Origin of the sequence: Pedobacter sp. FW305-3-2-15-E-R2A2 (genome assembly GCF_038446955.1) — a bacterium.
Classification (GTDB): Bacteria; Bacteroidota; Bacteroidia; order Sphingobacteriales; family Sphingobacteriaceae; genus Pedobacter.
In genome coordinates this window covers 669,467-690,182 of record NZ_CP151803.1, presented here as the reverse complement: position 1 = coordinate 690,182, position 20,716 = coordinate 669,467, and the positions used below count along the sequence as shown (strand labels likewise).

Annotated in this window: 12 protein-coding genes; all 12 read right to left on the bottom strand. The window is 43.9% G+C overall.

Translation table 11 applies throughout. From position 1 onward, the window contains the following. Nucleotides 1–56: 56 nt before the first annotated feature. The 12 genes from AAFF35_RS02735 to AAFF35_RS02680 all read right to left on the bottom strand — a co-directional run bounded on the left by AAFF35_RS02735 (nucleotide 57) and on the right by AAFF35_RS02680 (nucleotide 20,680). A complete protein-coding gene (locus AAFF35_RS02735; protein WP_342330807.1) occupies nucleotides 57–1,733 on the bottom strand; it encodes a sodium/sugar symporter in 1,677 nt (558 codons plus the stop codon). Between the two features lie 49 nt (nucleotides 1,734–1,782). Next, entirely contained in the window at nucleotides 1,783–3,114 is a 1,332-nt protein-coding gene (gene xylA, locus AAFF35_RS02730) for a xylose isomerase (RefSeq protein ID WP_342330806.1), read from the bottom strand. A 26-nt stretch (nucleotides 3,115–3,140) separates the two neighbouring features. After that, on the bottom strand, nucleotides 3,141–4,616 hold the full coding sequence (locus AAFF35_RS02725) for an FGGY family carbohydrate kinase (RefSeq protein WP_342330805.1): 1,476 nt from the start codon (nucleotides 4,614–4,616) through the stop codon (nucleotides 3,141–3,143). A 170-nt stretch (nucleotides 4,617–4,786) separates the two neighbouring features. Next, nucleotides 4,787–6,727, bottom strand: coding sequence for a RagB/SusD family nutrient uptake outer membrane protein (locus AAFF35_RS02720; RefSeq protein WP_342330804.1), 1,941 nt, complete (start codon nucleotides 6,725–6,727; stop codon nucleotides 4,787–4,789). 11 nt (nucleotides 6,728–6,738) lie between these two features. Beyond that, nucleotides 6,739–9,762: a TonB-dependent receptor gene (locus AAFF35_RS02715; protein ID WP_342330803.1), complete on the bottom strand. Its 3,024-nt coding sequence runs from the start codon at nucleotides 9,760–9,762 to the stop codon at nucleotides 6,739–6,741. Between the two features lie 256 nt (nucleotides 9,763–10,018). After that, complete coding sequence (locus AAFF35_RS02710; protein WP_342330802.1) at nucleotides 10,019–11,797, bottom strand: glycoside hydrolase family 9 protein; 1,779 nt, start codon at nucleotides 11,795–11,797, stop codon at nucleotides 10,019–10,021. 1 nt (nucleotide 11,798) lies between these two features. Next, on the bottom strand, nucleotides 11,799–12,347 hold the full coding sequence (locus tag AAFF35_RS02705) for a carbohydrate binding domain-containing protein (protein ID WP_342330801.1): 549 nt from the start codon (nucleotides 12,345–12,347) through the stop codon (nucleotides 11,799–11,801). A 104-nt stretch (nucleotides 12,348–12,451) separates the two neighbouring features. Then, on the bottom strand, nucleotides 12,452–13,564 hold the full coding sequence (locus tag AAFF35_RS02700; RefSeq protein WP_342330800.1) for an IPT/TIG domain-containing protein: 1,113 nt from the start codon (nucleotides 13,562–13,564) through the stop codon (nucleotides 12,452–12,454). Nucleotides 13,565–13,569: 5 nt separating this feature from the next. After that, nucleotides 13,570–15,147 carry a RagB/SusD family nutrient uptake outer membrane protein gene (locus tag AAFF35_RS02695; protein ID WP_342330798.1) on the bottom strand — a complete coding sequence of 526 codons (1,578 nt, stop codon included), beginning with the start codon at nucleotides 15,145–15,147 and terminating at the stop codon, nucleotides 13,570–13,572. 23 nt (nucleotides 15,148–15,170) lie between these two features. Further along, nucleotides 15,171–18,644 (bottom strand): TonB-dependent receptor, encoded by a 3,474-nt coding sequence (locus AAFF35_RS02690; RefSeq protein ID WP_342330796.1) that lies wholly within the window; start codon nucleotides 18,642–18,644, stop codon nucleotides 15,171–15,173. 197 nt (nucleotides 18,645–18,841) lie between these two features. Further along, a complete protein-coding gene (locus AAFF35_RS02685) occupies nucleotides 18,842–20,005 on the bottom strand; it encodes a FecR domain-containing protein (protein WP_342330795.1) in 1,164 nt (387 codons plus the stop codon). A 90-nt stretch (nucleotides 20,006–20,095) separates the two neighbouring features. After that, nucleotides 20,096–20,680, bottom strand: a complete 585-nt coding sequence (locus tag AAFF35_RS02680; RefSeq protein WP_342330793.1) for an RNA polymerase sigma-70 factor — start codon at nucleotides 20,678–20,680, stop codon at nucleotides 20,096–20,098. Nucleotides 20,681–20,716: the final 36 nt, after the last annotated feature.

Below are 20,716 nucleotides of genomic sequence, written 5' to 3'. Positions count from 1 at the left end.
AAATAAAAATCCGTTGCCTGAAAAATTAAAAGCTTCAGACAACGGATCAGAATTATTTACCAAAACACACTGTAAAGTGCCACTATAAGACCAACTACGATTAAGGCCCCAACCGCAAAAGCTGTTGAAGTTTTGAACATCGTTGCATCAATTTCAAGTCCTTTAGGATCTTCCGCTCCTTTATTTTCCAGGAGACTGATGATGATCATACCGATGATACAGAAAACGAACACGATGCCCATTCTGTCTATAAATGGAATTTCATAGATACCTGCTGAATTTTTAACAGCAAAGCCTACTTCCGATAACCAGGAAAGATCGGTCATATCGGGTAAAAATTTAAGCAGCAGGGAAAGTCCGAAACCACCTATTGTTGCGAAAAGTGCGGCATTAGAGGTCGACTTTTTCCAGAAGAAACCCAGGATAAACATGGCAAAAATACCTGGCGATACAAAGCCTGTATATTCCTGAATATATTGGAAACCTCCTTTTTTATCAATGCCCAAATGTGGGGCAATCAGTACGCCTAATATCATAGATACAATGATGGCTACTTTACCGGTCATGACCAGATTGGCTTCTGAAGCTCCGGGTTTAAGTACCTTCTTGTAAATATCCAGGGTAAATATCGTAGCGATGCTATTCGCTTTCCCCGCCAGTGAAGCCACTACCGCAGCCGTTAAAGCCGCAAAAGAAAGTCCTTTTAAACCAGCTGGTAAAAGATTAAGCAATACCGGATAGGCACGGTCCGGATTCAACTCTCCATTCTGCAGCATTTCCGTTTGAAAAGCCCCGTCTTTGTACAATACATACGCTGCGATTCCGGGAAGCACGACGATAACAGGCATCAGTAACTTTAAGAAAGCAGCGAATAAGATCCCCGCTCGGGCTGTCTTCAGGTCTGCTCCTAATGCACGTTGTGTGATGTATTGATTACAACCCCAGTAATTCAGGTTTACGATCCACATACCACCGATAAGTACGCTTAATCCTGGTAAATCGATATAATTCTCATTGTCCGGCTTAAGGATCATATGGAAATGCTCAGTAGCCTTTTCTGTCATAAGGCTATATCCTTCCAGAATGCCTGATGTTCCATAATGTTCAGAAACCAGGTTTAAAGCAAGGTAAGTCGTTGCAAGTCCGCCCAGGATCAGGAAAAACACCTGGATGACATCGGTGTAACCGATTACTTTCATCCCGCCCAAGGTAATGATAATGGCAAATGCTGCAATGGCATACATACAAAATTCCAGGCTGAAGCCGGAAATACTACTCACTGCCAGTGCCCCCAGGTAAAGTATGGAAGTTAAGTTAACGACCACATAGAGCAACAACCAGAAAACAGCCATGATCATGGCTACTGTACCGTTGTACCTCTGGTGAAGGAACTGTGGCATGGTAGAGATCTTGTTTTTCAGGTAAACAGGAATAAAAAAAACGGCAACTACGATCAGGGTGGCCGCGGCCATCCATTCGTAGGTGGCAATGGCAAGCCCCATTTTAAAGCCTGAACCACTCATGCCTATAAATTGTTCAGCAGAAATGTTGGAAGCGATTAAAGAGGCCCCAATGGCCCACCAGGTCAAAGAACCTTCGGCCAGGAAGTAATCCTGCGAACCGCTGGCGGCAGATTTTTTCTTGTTGTAAATGTACAACCCGTAGGCGGCAACAATGACAAAGTAAATTAAGAATACGATGTAATCTTTCGTATCCAGCACGTTGGTTTTCATTAATTTGGTTGGTTTAAGTCTTTAGCTATACAATGAATTACTATTCGGTTTATATGTGACGGTTGATCAGGTTTTCCAGGTATTCCTGTCTTCCACTTGTCACGGCCGGTTCCCCATTTTCTGCTGCATAGTTTCTTAAATCTACGAGGTTCAGTTTCCCCTGTTCAAATTCTGCGCCTTTACCTGAATCGAAAGAAGCATACCTGTCGGTCCGTATTTTTTTGTAATCAGATTTTTGAAGTATTGCATCTGCGGTAATCAGGGCTCTTGCAAAAATGTCCATGCCCCCGATGTGTGCATAAAAAAGATCGGCAGGGTCAGTTGAATTCCGGCGGATCTTGGCGTCAAAATTTACACCACCACCTTTCAGTCCACCACCTTCCAGGATGATCAGCATTGCTTCCGTCAATTCATTGATATCATTAGGAAACTGATCGGTATCCCAACCATTCTGGTAGTCTCCACGATTGGCATCAATAGATCCCAAAAGTCCGCTATCTACCGCTACCTGAAGTTCGTGCTGGAAAGTATGTCCTGCTAAAGTAGCATGGTTCACCTCAAGGTTTAATTTAAAATCAGCAAGTAAATCATATTCCTGCAAAAAGCCACGAACGGTAGCTGCATCATAATCATACTGATGTTTAGATGGCTCACAAGGTTTTGGTTCGATAAAGAAAGTTCCTTTGAAACCCTGTTTGCGTGCATAATCTCTGGCGGTATGTAAGAATTTAGCCAAATGTTCCTGCTCACGTTTCATATTGGTATTCAGCAAGCTCATATAACCTTCTCTTCCACCCCAGAAAACATAATTTTCTCCACCCAATTCAATCGTTGCATCCAGGGCTGCTTTCACCTGTGCCGCGCCATGGGCAAGCACCTGAAAATCAGGATTTGTGGCAGCGCCATTCATATATCGTTTATGGCTGAATAAATTGGCCGTTCCCCAAAGCAATTTCACACCACTGCTGGCTTGCTTTTCTTTTGCATACGCGACCATAGTTTGTAACCTGCGTTCATTTTCAGCAATATCATCCCCATAATCCACCACATCCACATCATGGAAACAATAGTAAGGCAACTGCATTTTAGTAATAAATTCAAACGCCGCATCCATTTTATCCTTTGCCCTTTCTACTACCTCTTTTTTTTCATCCCAGGGAAAAGCATGTGTAGGTCCTCCAAATGGATCTGCACCATTCCCGTTAAACGAATGCCAATAGGAACAGGCAAATTTAAAATGCTCATTCATGGTTTTACCTGCGACTACTTTATTGGCATCGTACCATCTAAAAGCAAATGGATTATCGCTTTGTAATCCTTCAAATTGTACCTGCTCAATTCCTTTAAAAAATTCCTTTTCTCCTGTTACTACTTTTGTCATGTTGATCTTATTAAATTCTATTTATATTATATTTTTTCGTTTAAAAGTGCTTTCCATTCCTGGTACAGCGGTTCATAAGCTGCAGAATTTCTGGGCTCCAGGTAAGTAATCAGTTCATGCCGGTTAAATGCCTGCTCCGGGCTTTCGAAAATTCCGGCGCCAATTCCTGCTCCTAAAGCTGCTCCCACACTGCCATCATTTTCATATAATTCGACAGGTACACCGGTTACATCCACAAATGTCTGAGCGAAAACATCACTTAAAAATAAGTTGGCCATGCCTGCCCGGATCACTTTCGGCTCCATCCCATTTTCCCTCATGATGTCCAACCCGTAACGGAAGGCAAATGCAATACCTTCCTGAACAGCCCTAAAAATCTCAGCACGTGTATGTAAATTCAGGTCGATACCCACCAATTCTGCCCCCGTATATTTATTGTTCAGCATTCGTTCAGCACCATTTCCAAATGGTAAAACCTTAAGCCCCCGGCTCCCGATTGGAGCTGAGGAGGCAAGGTTATTGAGCGTTGCGTAGGTCAGTTCGGGTGCAAAAGTGTATTTTGCCCAGCGGTACATACTCCCTGTACCATTGATGCAAAGGAGCACCCCGGTATGTTTTTGTGTTTTAGAATAGGTGACATGAGCAAAGGTATTTACCCTCGATTTCGGGTCGTAGGTCAGTTCATCACTTACCCCGTAGATGACACCCGATGTTCCGGCCGTGGCAGCCACTTCTCCCGGATTAAGCACATTTAATGATAAGGCATTGTTGGGCTGGTCCCCTGACTTATAAGCTACCGGAATTCCTTCCTGTAAGCCCAACAATCTTGCAACATCCGCTTTAAGCGTTCCATGCACAGAAAAAAGCGGCTTTATTTCCGGAATTAATTTTTCGTCAAGCCCATAGTATTCCATAACAGCTTTAGAAATTTCGTCTTTCTGAAAATCCCAGAACACACCTTCAGAAAGTGCAGCAATGCTGGTGCTGATCTGACCGGTAAGCTTCATGGCGATAAAATCACCAGGTAACATGATTTTGTCGATCTTACTATAGATCTCCGGTTCATGCTGCTTTACCCAAGCCAACTTGGAGGCGGTAAAATTACCCGGAGAATTAAGCATGCTGTGTAAACATTGTTCATGACCTATGGCATCAAACGCCTCCTCACCCAATTCTACCGCTCTGCTATCACACCAAATGATGCTGTCCCGCAGTACATTCTGATCTTTATCAACCAATACCAGTCCATGCATCTGGTACGCTATTCCTATAGCGGTCACATCTTTAGGATGAAAACTTCCTGATGCACTTAATTTTAGAATTGCATGTACCACATTTTGCCACCAGTCTACAGGTGATTGCTCTGCCCAGCCGGGCTTAACAGACTTAATTTCTGTTTCCTCATCAGGGTATTGCACCGACAATACCCGCTTTTGAGTATGCGTATCCACTACCGAAACTTTAATGGAAGAGGTGCCAATATCCAGGCCTAATAAATACATATATTAAATTTTAGAAGTTGTTAATTGCATTTGATTGGGGTTTAACCCAATACAATCGATTGCATTATTCTTTAAATAAAAAGATCAGTTTCACTGGGTCCATATTAGAGATGGGATATCCGTTTAACCGGATAAGCCCATCGCTGTAAAGACCATTTTGTATATAGAAATTAATTTGCATATCCCGGATTCTGATACGCTTGTTTCTCTGCAGCAGACATTTGCATTCCATCAATCTGTCCTTGCGGGATTGGCCGTAAATAAAGATTTGGGGTAATGGTACGCGTTATAGTTACCGGAGTATGGTCACCTATAGCCGTTCCACAAATTGTATAGGTAGCAGACAATTCGGCCCATTTTTGCGTCCGTATCAAATCAAACCTGCGGTAACCTTCCGCATAATATTCACGAGAACGCTCTGCCAGGATATAATTAATGTCAATTGTTGCCGGCGTTGCTGCAATTAAGGCCGCACTGTTATCTTCTGCCTTAGCTTTATTCCCATTGTTGTCCCAACGCCATTTTCCGGCCCTGCCACGAATCACATTGATCAACTCACGGGCACTTTTACCAGCTTTAGGTACTGCTCCTTTTACCGCTGCCTCGGCAGCAACAAAATAGAGTTCAGAAAATTTGGCAACGGGGAAAGGACGGGTACTTGCGGCATTTGGTTGTCCCAGTCCGGTACCGTTATCTGTGCGGTATGGCCCAAGCTTCCAAAGTCCCGGATATACGATTCTGCTGATCCCACCTGGCGCGATTACGTAATCTGCTCTTCCCGGTAAAATACCGGCACCCACGTTACTGATTCCTGCGCCGGCCGGGTAGGTCACGGATGCATTGTCCTCATTCAGAAAAGTTAAAATGGCATCTCCCGGTACCACCGACATGCCATTGGCATTGACCAGAGAAGCCGGAGCACTTGAAGCCGGGTTGTAGCCCTTAGGCCAGTTGCCACGGTAAACCGTCGTGAAAGTTCCGTCATAACGCGAATCGTTAGTTTTGTCGGCAAAAGTATTCTTAATGACCTCAATTGTCGGCGCCATACGGTTCCATGGACGTCCAAGGGCCTGTGCTGCTTCCCGCTGTACAGAGCTGATTCCTGAACTTCTGATATTGGGGTAATTCCAGGTCAGCATCCAGCTTGAAAAGTTATCAGGGGCACCACCTGAGCCAAAGGTTAAACTTCCTCCATTAAATTTTTCGCTGCTCTCGGTATGATCTGCATATAATAACAGCTCTTTGTTACGGTCATTACCTGCCCAGTTCACGTCATAATAGGTATCCACCAGTCCAAAGGATCCGGGATTGTCGATAGCCGTGGCTGCCACATCATAAGCCTGTTGAAAATACCAGCCCGCATCATGTCCGTCAGGATCTTTTCTGTCACTTGCAGGATAAGTAGGGATATTGTTTGGGTTTTGAAGCCACCAGCCATAAGTAAGGTAAGCCTTCGCCAAAAATAACCTTGCAAGTGTTTGCGTTACACCTCCGGTAACACGTGCAGTTACCGGCAAATCCGTTACTGCTTTCAGCAGGTCTGGGAATATCGCTTTGGTATAGACTTCAGTTACCGTATTCCGCACAGATGTTCTTACCGGATTGATGTTAAATTTAAGTTCACCGGAACCTAGATCGAGTGGCACCCCACCGAATGTTTGCACCAGCAAAAAATAATCAAATGCCCTGAAGAACCTCGCTTCGGCAACTAAGGTATTAGAAATGCCTACTGCACTGGCATTCTCAATCACCCCACTCGCAGTGTTGATGTTAGGAAAAGCTTCCCCCCATAAAATACTGCTCGGGAAACTTGTCGACTGGATAGAACCCACGCCGGAACAGTCCATATCCTTAAAATTACCATCTGCATCCTTGCCCCATGTCGCCTCATCGGTCCCGGTGATACAAGAGTTATAATAATAAGCTTGTCCGTATATATTACGCAGGTGGCCGTACATTGCCGTTAATCCACCTTTAACACCAGCTTCGGTTTTAAAATAGTCAGGCGTAAAAATACTGCGTGGCTCTTCATCTAAAATTTTTGAGCATCCTGCTGAAAATACCATCATCAGCCCCAGCCCTATCATCGTTTTTATTTGTATAGGTTTCATATCGATTGATTCTAAAATGTTAAATTAACTCCGGCAATGTAATTGCGGGTTGAAGGTGTATTGGTACCAATTGTTAAAATGCGTCTTTGTGCATCCGATAATGGCACTGCCGCATTTTCATTCCCATAAGAGTTGGTTTCGGGATCCATTCCTGATTCCCGGTGGTATGGAGAGAACATCACAAATGGATTTTGTACGGTAACATACATCCGCAGCTTAACATTCGAATTTTTAAGGAGCGTTTTGAAGTCATATCCCAGTGATATGGTCCGTACCTTCAGATAAGAAGCATCGAAATACCCAAGTGTACTTCCATATTTAGGGTTATCTCCGCTGGCAATGCCCCCCGGTTTAGGATACTTCGCATCGGTATTCTCAGGCGTCCAGTAATCCACCTTTACATTTCCTCTGCGTCCATTCATTAAGTTGAGGTACCCACCTGATCCATAAAGAGAGCTCACCAGTATACCTCCGCTTTTAAATGCAGCGACCACACTCAAATCAAATCCTTTATAAGCTACCCTGGAGTTAATCCCTCCTGCAAATTTCGGATCTACATTCAGGATCTGCCGGTCGGCAGCACCGATAGCTCTGGTTGGTTTGCCGTTTGCATCAAAATCACCCGTATATTTTACTTTAATCATCCCTGCATTTCCTCCCGGTTCCAGTGTAGTCAGATAAGGATCATTCGCCTGCCATAAGCCTACTTTTTCAAAATCGAAAATTGCGTTGATGTTATGGCCGACAAACCATAAATTACCTTCGTCGCGCGTTTGTCCTGAAGCCAGTGAAACCAATTTATTACGGTTTGCATAAAAATTAACACCTAAATCCCAGGTCCAGCCATTTAGATTCTCCAGTATCACCGCATTCAGATTAAATTCCAGTCCCTTATTTTGAGTTTGCCCCACATTGGCAGTATAGCCACCTACTCCGGAAGTAGAAGGTAAATTAATGCCCAACAGGATGTCTTTGGTATTGGTCACATAATATTCGACAGTTCCGGACAAGCGATTCTTAAGGATTGAAAAGTCTAAGCCATAATTCCAGGTCTCAGAATATTCCCAACCTAAGCCTGGACTGGGAAGTCTCGACATATAATACCCTGTGGCATAACCGGTATTACCAAAATTATAGGGCCTTGAGCTTAAAAGTCCGAGTGTTTGATAAGGATTTACCGCCTGGTTTGAGGTTTGCCCGTAACCCACACGAAGTTTTAGCTTATCAATTACGGATACCCCTTTCATAAATGACTCGTTCGAAATATTCCAGCCAGCTGATACTGCCGGATAGGTATGCCATTTGTGTCCCGGCGCTAATCGTGATGAAGCATCTGAACGAAGTGTGGCACTGATCATATAACGGTCGTCATAAGAATACATCAGACGCCCCATATAAGACATCAAACCAGTCAGGCTATAATTTCCATTTCCAATAGTGATTTCACCATTGGCCTGGCCAAGGTTATAAAACTGAAAAGCATCTGTAGGAATGTCCCTTGCAGACATAGATGAAGAATTAAACTTATTTTGCTCGGCAGAGTATAAGGCGACAACATTCAAATTGTGCTTCTTTGCAAAGGTCCGGTCGTAAGTCAGGAGGTTTTCAATCGTCCAATGGTAGGTCTGAGCATTACCAACACCGGCAGTTGAGGGTGTTGTTGGGGTTGAGCTGCCAATTCCGACTCCCGTAAAATTTCCATTGTTGCTCTGAATAAAGTCCATGCCCAGGTTGGCCCGGTATTTTAACCCTTCCACACCCGGAATTTTCACCTCCGCATAAGCAGAATTGTAAGTGGCAAATCCTCTGGTTTCATTTAGCCATTGGTTCTGTAAACTATTCGTCAACTCTCTGGTGTATACCCATTGTTCATCCTGGGGCAACCTCACTGTCCTCTTTAAACTTCCATCTGTGTTATAAGGGTTCGCAATTGGCGACATGCTCAAAATTCCGTAAATCCCTACCTGGTTACCTTCGCTGATGTTATAATTGTTATTGGTCGTAAAACCAAGGCGGAAATATTTGCCAACTTGCTGATCAACTGATCCTCTCATTGAATACCTGGTATATTGTTGCGTTGGAATTAGACTTTTGTTCTTATAATAGCCTCCTCCAAAATTATAACTTCCTGTTTCCGAGCCGCCAGACAGACTGATATCATGACTGGTCACTATTGATGATTTATTGTAAAATAAGTCCTGCCAATCGGTATTCACCTCATTGGATTCATCGACTCCATTCGTAGTAAATAAACCTGCTGCTTTACGCAAGGCGATAAATTCGGGACCATTCATCATCGGATATTCCGCAAAAAGCGTCTGCAAACCGGTATAGGAATTGTAAGAAATTTTCGAGCTACCTCCTTGTTGTCCGCGGTTAGTAGTTAACAAGATCACCCCATTCGCCCCGCGCGATCCATAAATTGCGGTCGCAGAGGCATCCTTTAAAATGTCAATGCTCTTGATGTCGTTGGGATTTATATCGGCTATAGATCCAGGAAATGGTATTCCATCAAGTACGATCAAAGGCTCGTTACTGGCGGTTAATGACCGCTGACCGCGAATAAGTATTTGCATTGAAGCACCCGGTTTACTGGAAGTCTGGGTGATCTCAACGCCTGCGATACGACCTTGTATGGCCTGGGCAATATTTGGTGCAGGTACCTCACGCATTTTATCGCCATTGATTGATGCAACAGAACCAGTCACCGCTTCCTTCCTTTGTGTACCATACCCCACCACAACTACCTGTTCAAGATCGGATGAAACCGGTAAAAGATTTACGTTAATTGTCGTTTGGTTACCTACAGTAACTTCTTTTGAAGTGTAACCAATAAACTTAAACACCAGCACTGCATTCTTTCCTGAAACGGAAATGGAATAATTACCATTTTCAATACTCGCCGTTCCGGAAGAAGTACCTTTTATGACGACGCTGACACCTGGTAAACCTTTGCCCAATTCATCGACCACCTTGCCTTTCACTACAACCTGTGCTTGCACAGCTATGGTCGAAAAGATTAAAATTGTTAACATTAAAACCCAGTGGATAGATCGCGGATGCTTCCAGCGGGGAATTAAAGAAAGTTGTAAAACTCCATTGCCCATAATTCAGCTTATAATTTGGTTAATACTATCGAAATAAGTAACCCGGTTTAAAACCGGGTCATCATCCGAAAAATAAAGGTATTTCCAATTGCCGCAACAGGCTGATTCAAATGTTTATATTGATGGTAGAAATGTTTAAAAAAGACTTAATGCGCAGGAATACTAAGAGATTTTGAGTAGCCTCCTATTCATGTAAATTTTCGTTTACCTTCTTTTGCATACACTCCAGGGCATTTACAAGATAGACCAAAGGCGCATTCCAGTTGATCGCAATTTCATTACTTGCATAAGAGGCAACATCATCCAGATACGACAATTCCGGCTCTGCAGATCCATACGTTAACCCATCCTGCTTTTCGGAATTGGGTCCGCCAACGAGCAGGCCAGGAACCGGATCGTTGATCCCATCTGCAGAAGATGGACGGTGATGCGGATTCATGGGTGATTTGGTACCGATGCCCGTTACAAAGGAATAACCCGTTGGATTTCTTCCCAGAACGTAATCCAGGTTTCCAAGTGCCGCATTCAGGTAATCCTTGTTTTGTGTGAATAAATAAGCATTAATGAGCAGAACACCCTGGTTCATGGCGACCGAATTACTCCCCCATATAAAGTCCGATAGCGCGCTGCCCATCACTGTACCATAGGCACCCGTTTTGCGGGCCTGCAGGTAACGATCTGCAATGGAAACCACTTTCTTCTTTAAAATGCTGGTGATATTTTTATAGGCTTCCGGAAGTTTATGCTGACATCTGATCAGGGAGTAATACCCCAGAATTCCTACATAACTCCAACTCGGCAAATTCACAGGGGCATTCAGGCGCGCAAAGAAAGCATCAAAGTATTTTTGCTCCGCGGTAGATGCCAGTAACTCGGCCGAAGCCCAGATCCATTCATCTTCGAAATCCTTATCTCCATAACCACCTGTATTTACCTTCAGGTCGAAGGTCCTGTTCATCAGGTCCTGATCGTAAGCAAGGTTTGGATTTTTGACCGCCCAATTCCAGGCCAGGGCAGCTGCAGAACGGCAGCTATCGGCCAGGCCGGGATACTGTTCCGGAAAATTCTTTAAAATACGGGATGCCTGAGCGGCAACGGCGGCCATATTCAGCGTTGCGGCAGTACCTTTTGCCACGACATACCGGGTAGCTAACGCCTGCTCCGGCATCACCATCGCATCGAAATCAAGATTTGTACATTTATTATATACACCTCCATCAGCAGGATCCTGCATCTTCAGCATCCAGCGTAAATTATAGATGGCCTCGGTCAATATATCCGGCACCTTATTTTTCGCGTTTGGAAGGGTTGCTTTCAGGCTAAGGAAGTACTCAGGAAAGTCTTCGTATGCGGAAAGTAAGGTGGCAGTAGAAATCCCGCTGTTGACGATGTACTTATTGTAATCGCCTGCATCATACCAGCCTCCCGCAACATTAATGCGGCTATTGGCCTGTCGGTTTTTGGAGACAGCTGAAGGATGAATCTGAACCGCAGTGTCCGGGTGTCCCGAAGCCCGGTACCACTTTCCTGCATAATTTTTATCCAGTGCTGAAGAAGCCCGCTGGTAATAAAACCCTTTCAAAGCCGCTCCTGCCAGGTCCTGATGCACATCATCCCCAATCGGGAAAGCCGAAGATTCGCCGATTCCCGGAATCCGGATTAAATAAGTTCCGGGTTGTTGGAAACTGCTAAAATCTGCGATCCTGGTCTTAATTCCGGAATAGCCTGTACTTTTCTGCTCAGACAGTGATCCGGTATATACCGACTGCCTGCCTGGTAACGCAATGAGTTCAAAACTACCTCCCGGAACAGCTCCGGTGAGGAGCACACTTTTATCCAAAGCCGGATAAAATCCGGACTGATCGAAAAAGATTTGCTGGTTTTCGGTCTTTTGGGCCAGGGCCTCAGTTGAATTTAGTGCGAAAAGCATAAAAAGCGATCCGTAAAATATGGATTTCATCATGTTACAGATATTTTTCATAATCGGCCTGACTGATTGCTTTGAGGCTCACATCATCAATAAACATTGTCCCGGATACATAGCCCAGTGCAAACAACAGCTTTATTTTCGTCACCCCGGAAGGAATGATATAGGCTCGTTCATAAAGCTTCCAGTCCTGGGTTCCGGTAACTGAAGCGATGTTAATCCCCTCTCCGACTTTTGATTCGTCCTTATTGAGCATTTCAAACAGGAAAAGAGCCCCATTCCAGGCTTCCTTTCCAACGCTCACTTCATCTGCCTTAATCCGGGCAGTCATCAGGATATATTGTGTGTTTTTGGGAAGGGATACAATTTGATGCATTCCTGTCCATTTTGAGGGATCATGAGAAACCAGTGCGCTGCTCATTTTTCCGGTACTAAAAACATAAGGGGTAACCTTGGCAGAATAATCCACCCATCCGCTAAGCTCATCTTCAAAGCCACCATTTGTGACCAGATTTTTTTGCGCCATTGCGGAGTAATTAACGCTGAGCATCAGCATGCCCACAGCTAGATATTTTAATAATTTCATTGGATTATATTTTTTGTGCTTAACCTAAAATAATCCGAAGCAACAGTCTGGCTATCCTGCTGTTGCTTCAGATCATTTCATTGAACTATTTTAATACGGAAGAATTAATACACCCCGATATCATCCAGGAAAATGGTCTCCGGTGCATTACCACTCAATTCCTGAAACCCAATCCAATTCAGACTGGTGGGTTTACCAGGTTGTATTGCATTTTGGAAACGTTCCAGAGGAACGACATAAGTGGTCCATTTGCCGGAGTGGAGCACGATGCTCACCTGACGGTTGTCAAAATCGTTCAATCCGATCTTGATCACTTTGCCTTCAGTACCGGTGGTTCCGTAGATGGAAAATTTAACATAGGTCTTATCACTCAGGTCTACCGGATCGCCACTGCCCACTGCATATCCTGCATAATTTCCGGTATAGGTAAGTTTGATGGAATTGGTACCCCTTTTAACCATTTCTGCATTGTTCACATCGCCGCTGGCACCACCAAAATTAAAGTCATAACCCGCTGTTATTTTATCGTCGTAAAACAGGTGTCTGAACCCAAAAGGCAATAATATGGGTACTGCGACCCCATCGTAGGAGACATACGGACCTGTACCGGTTCCACCAGGAGTAGTTACGCTTACTGCGCCCAGGGCAGCATCAGGTACCGACACTTTAATTTCTGTACTTGTTGTTGAGATTACCCGGGCTTCTACCGTACCGAATTTTACACCGGACACCCCGTCAAAACGAGATCCTGTGATGGTAATGATATCTCCGGCCGCTCCGTTAAACTGGCTCAGATCTGTAATGAGCGGAGCCGGCTGCCGGATGCTAAAATCGAAGGTGGTGCTGCCGGATGCATTGGTTAGCTTGAGTTTACCTGTTTGATTGATCCAGGATGCAGTAGCAGGAATCGTAACCACAATGGTACGGTCACTAAAAAGTGCGGTGTTCAAATAGGCTTCTGCCCCATTAAACTCGACCCTCTTCGTGCTTTTCAAATTCAAACCTTCGATCACATAAGTACCACCAACATCGCCTGAGCTGACCGTAGAGTCCAAAGCGATTGGTGCAGCACTTCCCGGCTTAACCAGGGTACGAATCCTGGTGATGACCGGCGCGCCCTTGCCTTCCTCCTCTTTTTTGCAGGAAGTGATAAATATCAACATGAAAAATAGACCTGTCAGGCAAAGGGCTATGGGGTTTTTATATATGATTTTCATAATAACTATTTAAAATTGTAAGGTACCGGTGGCAATAATAATTTAGGGTTGAGGGTGGATTCTGTGGTTGGATATGGCAAAAGAAAATTCGCATCAGTCGGCGTATATTTCTGGCCCCAAATTACTACAGGTGTAGTATTGCTGTAAATGCCCCGTTCCTGGTTGGCGATAACCGCGATCGCTTTAGGATGGGAAGTCACATTAAACCCATCCATTCTGCCCAGATCAAACCAATAATCTGCCTCAAACACAAATTCTACCCGGCGTTCCTGATAAATATCCTGAATGGAGATCGATGTTTTGGGAATCAGCCCGGCCCGTTGTCTGATTTTATTGAACGGGATGAGGGCAGCAGCAGCAGAAGTACGCTCTGCTCCAGCAAGAACAGCCTCTGCCTCAATTAAAAGTACATCTGCATAACGCATCAGGTAAGTATTATTTGCAGTTGAAAAAGCGGCTCCTTTACCTCCATTGTCTGCTGGTGTCCCTACTACATACTTTTTGATAAATGCAGGCATTCCCTGTGCAACTGCCCCAACTGGTAAAGTATAACCTCCTTTTGCCTGGTTAATTTCCGGATAAACATCGCCCTGCATCATTACGGTAGGTTTTCTCCTCAGGTCACCTGGCTCATAGTTAGTTAACAAATCTATTGACGGAGTAACGCTGCCATATCCATCTCCCGTACCGGTAATTTCAGAATTATAGGCCAGGAAAGACTGCAAAGCATTTCCATGCCCATAGGAAGATCCGCCCAGCCATTGGATAGCGGCTATACTTTCTTCATTATTGTTATTGGCGGTTTTAAATAAGTCCGCATAAGTTTTTCCGGAAATGTCTACCCCATATAATTTGAATTCTCCACTATTGATCACTTGTTCTGCTTTAAGGCGGGCATTGGGATAATCCCGCATGTAGAGGTAAACTTTTGCCAATAATGCAGCTGCTGATCCGCTTGATACCCTGCCTTGGGAAACAGATCCTGTTCTGATCATTTTAGTGCAGTTCTCTTCAGCAAACTTAAGGTCGTTGATGATGAACTGATAAATATCAGTTATCGGATTGGTATTGATCTGATATTTGCTGACATGATCCAGGCTATTTTCTATGATCGGCACATTTCCCCAGGTCCTGACCAGGTAAAAATAGGCAATAGCGCGCATGAACCTCGCTTCACCCAATGCATTATTTACTACTGCTGCCGGCACACTTGCAGGAACTTTCGCTTTGAGGTTATTGATCACTGCGTTTGATTGGGCAACTACGCTATACATGGAATTCCAGGCCGATAGCAGCTGGGTATTGTCGGCGGTTACCGAGAAATTGCCAAAGTTGATCACATCGGGCGAATAGGTATGTGCATTGCCGCTTAGCAATTCGGAGATACACCAGGAGGCTTTCGCATTCCAGTCAAACCATGGAGAATTATACAGTGCGGTCGTGCTGGCCTGTACCTGCTCCGCATTCTGGTAAAAATTATCTGCGCTGAGCGCATCCTGTGGCGGAATGTTAAAAAAATCTTTTTTACAGCTGCTGCTGACAAGGGCTATAAAAATAAAGGCGTATATGAGATATGATTTCATTTTCTTACAATAATTTGTGGTCACTAAAATTGTGCGTTTATTCCAAAAGTGATCGTCCTGGCTATCGGATACCTGCCCAGGTCGATATTATTCAGAATTGCGCTTTGATTCATTGCCCCTATTTCCGGATCGTACCCTTTGTATTTGGTAAACGTGTAGAGGTTCTGCACACTTGAATACACTTTCAGATTGGTAAATTTGAATTTTTTGATCCATGCTGAAGGTACTTTGTAGCCAAGGCTTACATTTTGAATCCTTAAAAAGGATCCGCTCTCCACATATCTGTCGGACACTACCAGATTTGGATTATCAATCCCGATTTTAGGTGCAGGAATATTGGAATCCGGATTTTCAGGTGTCCAGAAATTGCTGTAAGCAGCATATTGATTTTGATAAACTGCCGCCAGGTTACCCATGGTATTGTTTAACAAATTCATAATTTTCGAACCATAAGATCCGTTTAAAAATACCGTAAAATCAAAGGATTTATAATTGAAGGTATTGGTAATGCCATAGGTAAATTTCGGGTTCGGGTTCCCAATCTCAGTACGGTCCTTATCGTCTATTTTGCCATCACCGTTTACATCCACATATTGAATATCCCCCAGCCAGGTGCTGTTGCTGTTGTTCGCTATGCCACGGCCAAATTGAACAGGTGCAGACTGAAGTTGTTCCTGTGTTTTAAAAATGTCTTTTACTTTATAACCATAGAACTCACCAACTGAGCCACCTACCACAGTACGTGTTACCGGTGTTTGCAGGTAGGCATTGGTTACCGTTCCGAAAAGTTCAGTAAGGCCATTGCCCAGTTCTTCTACCGAGTTTTTATAATGAGAGAAAACTACACTTGTACTCCATTTAAAATGATCATTACTGATATTTTGTGAATTGACGCTCAGATCAAAACCTACGTTATTGATCTTCCCAAGATTCACATAAGGTGGGTTGATGCCACCCAGGTAATCAGGTCCGCCTACAAGGTATGCAGGAAGTGTCAGTTGAAACAGGAAATCCTTCGATGTCTTTTTATAAAGGTCGAAACTGGTATTGATCTTTCCGTTCAGGAAGCTCATGTCAATTCCGCCGTTATATTGAACTGAGGTTTGCCACTTTAATGCCTTATTGTCAATTCGTCCGGCAAGGAAACCTGTGCCCAACCCGGTTTGAGATGACCTCAATAAAGAACTGTACAGGTAATTAGGGATGTCCTGGTTACCTACTTCCCCATACCCAAGGCGGATTTTAACCCCGCTTACCACCGTATTGATCTTTTTCATAAATGATTCCTCAGATAATTTCCAGGAAGCGGCAAAGGAAGGGAAATAGCCCGTCTGGGAGCCCTCCGCAAACTTGGATGTCTTATCTCTCCGGATCGTGGAGGTCAGGCTGTACTTTGAACCATAAGTATAAATGGCACGGGCATATATCGATTCCTGCCGCTGTGTACCAATGTATTCATCATTGGTTGCAGTTATGGCCTGCCCTAAGTTCAGCGACTGCACATCATTGCTGTAAAAGCCCTGGCGTCCTCCTTCGATCCCTCTCCAGGTCGCTTCCTGAACTTCATAACCTAAGATCGCATTCAAATTATGTTTAGCTCCAAAGGTCTGGTTATAGTTCAGGTATTCTTTCCAGATCAGAAATGTACTTTGCTGATGGCGTTCCTTTAAGGAAGCCGTTGGATTGGTAAAACGGCCCCATGAATAGCTTGGGGTGAAAACGTTGTTATCTGAGAAATTAAAATCACCGCCCAGTTCTGACCTTAAGGAAAGCGGTTTAAAGAACTTTAATTCATTATAGATATTTGTATTGATGTTGCTCCTCTTCAGTTTGTTTTTGATCTGCTGTGCCTGTGCAACCGGGTTTAATGCAGCTGCGGCAGCCAAAGGATCTGATGCCGGAGGCCCGGTATACGTTCCGTCAAGATTGGTTACTGCAAGGTCTGGTCCCTGTAACAGCGCATTGTAAATGATGCCATTGTTGTCGCTGGTAATTACATTTTCTGCTGAGCGGTTTGCGGTCAGGGTAATTCCCACTTTAAACCATTCCTTAACCTGGGCATCCACATTCGTGCGAAGGCTATAGCGGCGAAAATCAGAACCAATCACCGTCCCGTCTTGTCCGAGGTATCCACCTGAGATGTAGTAATTCATTCCTTCTTTACCACCGGAAACGGAAACCTGATGACTTTGCTGCGGGGCAGTTCTGAAGATTTCCTTCTGCCAGTTTGTACCTTCTCCCAATACGGAAGGGTCTGCAAATTCAACTCTTCTTCCGGTTCCATAAATATCCCCTAAAGCGTTCTGGAGTGTCGCATATTGTTTAAGGTTCATTACATCCATATACTTTGCTACCTTTTGAAAACCTGCATAACCATCGTAGCTAATGACCGCATTGCCACTTTTACCACGTTTGGTCGTGATGATGATCACCCCGTTGGATGCCCTGTTTCCATAGATCGCCGTTGCAGATGCATCTTTTAATACATCAATCGACTCAATGTCATTTGGATTGATCAGTGATAGAGGGCTGACGGTGGTCTGTGAATTCGCATTTGAGGAGGAAGCCTGTAAGGGCGAGCGACCGCTTGTACTCTGGTTACTCGCATCACCTGAGATCGGCACGCCATCTATCACATATAAGGGTTCATTGCTACCACTTAAGGAAGTCACCCCGCGTACACGGACCGAAGTATTGCTGCCGGGTGCCCCTGAATTCTGGGAGATGGTTAGTCCGGAAGCCCTGCCCTGTAACATCTGATCGATGCTTACCTGAGGTACATTTGCAATATCAGCAGCTTTTACAGAAGAGATCGATCCGTTAATATCGCTGCGCTTTTGAGTTCCGTAACCAATCACTACCACGTCACTCAGCAAGGTCGTTTGCGGCTTTAGCACCACATTCAGTACGTTCTTTTTACCAGCCGGGATTTCTTGTGTCTCCATGCCGACGAATGAAAACAGGAGCACTCCGCCAGCTGATGGAACCGAGATCTTATACGTTCCGTTGATATCAGTTACTGTAGCGACCTTTGAGTCCTTCACCCTGACCGCAACTCCGGGCAGGGTTACCCCCTTCTCATCGCTCACGGTACCGGAAATTTCGGTCTCCTGAATTTGACTGTTCAGCGCCGGAAAGTACGCTGTCTTTTTGAGAATGATGGTTTTTTTAATGATCTTGAAATCAAGGTTTGTGTTTCTTAAGATCATCCCCATTGCCTGTTCGAGAGGCATATCGGTGACATTTACATTGATTCTATATTTCTCGTCAATATCGGCAGGCCTGAAAAGCAAATGATAACCACTTTGTTTTTCAATTTGCTTCAGGACAGAAACGATGTCTGCATTGGTTTGTTTAAGCGTCAAATTCTGACTAAAGCTACTAGCGCTAACCTGCATCAGGGCAAGAATAAAAAAAAGCACAGTGAGTCTCATTCTCAAGAGGATTTGGTAAGGATCACAGCACAATACCTGCCTGATCCTAAAAAATAAATTCATATCTTTATGGAGTTTGGGTTAAATTATAATGTCGTCTCATTGGCTTGTAGGTAACCTTTACAATGACCGGATGTGCTGCAAACACTATCCGGTTCTTTTTTTTAAATGGCTACGCCGATTCATTATACTGTGTTGTAGTATTGTTTCATATCTGGTTGTTTATTTGGTTAAAAATTTAGTGTAGCCGGTTTTACGTATTATTCAATAATGGTGAGCAGACGGTTGTTCAATTCGTATTTTAGCCCTGTAAACTGAAGCATGCTCAGGAGCTCTGAAAGTTCAACATCTTTAGATATCGTACCCGTGTAAGGTATTTTTGAAGTCGTGCTTTTAAATACAACCTGAACATCATACCATCTGGATATTTGTCGGGCAATTTCTTTGATTTCCATGTCTTTAAAAATAAACAGGTTGTTTCTCCAGGCCATTACTTCCTGCAGATCGACGTGCTGATTAACCTGTATGCCGGATGCATCTACAGCAGCTTGTTGTCCGGGTTTCAAAAGCTTAGAAAATTTCCCCGAAGAAAGATGGATACTGCCTTCTAACAGTGTTGTTTTTTCCTCGGTTTCGTCTTCATAGGCCATCACATTAAAATGTGTTCCCAACACACTGATTTGTGTTCCCCGGGATAGTACTTTAAAAGGCTGCTTCGGATTCCTGGCAATTTCAAAATACACCTCACCAGTCATTTGTACCTTTCTTTCAGGTCCTGTAAATGAAGTAGGAAACCTTAAACTGGACTTGGAATTTAGCCAGACCTTACTGCCATCAGGCAATACGACACTGTATTTCCCTCCCACCGGTGTGGTGATGGTATTGTATACTATTTCTGAAGAATTGTTTGCGGTGCCTTTTTGATAACTCAGCTCTCCCTCAGCAGTTTTTATCACACTTACATTTTGCTGATCAGCCACAGTACCCAAGCTTGCGTCAGCCAGTACCAAAGACGACCCGTCGCTGAGTGTGAGCACCGCCTTATTGCCTCCGGGTTTAATATTTGTTGATTCAGCTGATTTGGTAATTTGCTTCGGGGAAAGCGAGGAAGGATGCTGCATCCAAAGAACAACCAAACTCAGGAACAACAACAGAGATGCAGCAACCGTCAGTCCTTTCCATGAATAAATTGATTTTTTTGGCAATGAATATGTACTGGTCTGCTCTTCTTTCTCTATGTGATGTAGAATGCGTTCAAAAACCCTGTCTTCCATTAACATCCGCTCCTCTTCTGACAGCCCCGCAATATGTTCCGGAACCCCATCCATGCTGTCAAACCAACGATTAACCTGTTCTGTCTCACTGGCAGTGCAGCTACCTGAAAGATATTTTTTAAGCAAGGACACAGTAATTGATTTGCCCATAATGGTTTATTTATATTTGGTTGGTTAATGATATAGTCGGCCGGACAGGCAGTTGCCCCCAAAAAAAAATAAAAAAAGATGAAGGGGGGCCTAAAATAATAACCAGGCGAAGGATGAAGCGATGAGCATCTCCTTAAAATGTACCCTGAAAAGTTTCAAAGCATTTGTAATATGGTTCTCTACGGTTTTTTCAGAGAGCCCCAATAATTCAGCAATTTCCTTATTTGATTTATGCTGCTGCCTGCTGAGTTCAAATACCCTTCGACATTTGGCGGGCAATTTCGACATGACAAAACTAATCCCCTCTTCTACCTCGTGTAAGAAGATTGTTTCTTCAGTGGTATTGGCGGTGTCCTTATAATTAAAAGAAAGCAATTCCAGATAGTTATTTTTTGTAGCCTCCTTAGCCAGATGATCAATAACCGAATAGCGGATAGACGTATGGAGATAAGCCCTCAGTGAACTCCTGATATTGATCTTTTTCCGATTGGTCCAGAATATAGTAAAGAAATTCTGGATAATTTCTTCCGATGCTTCTTTGGATCTCAATCTTTTATTGGTGATCAGATACAACTCATACCAATACCTGACATAAATTTCCCGGAAAGCAACAACATCGTTTTCCTTATATAGGATGATCAGTTCTTCATCGGTATGGTTATGCCGGTTGCTCATAGGGAAGTAAAAGTATAAAAAAAAACGACATCCAAT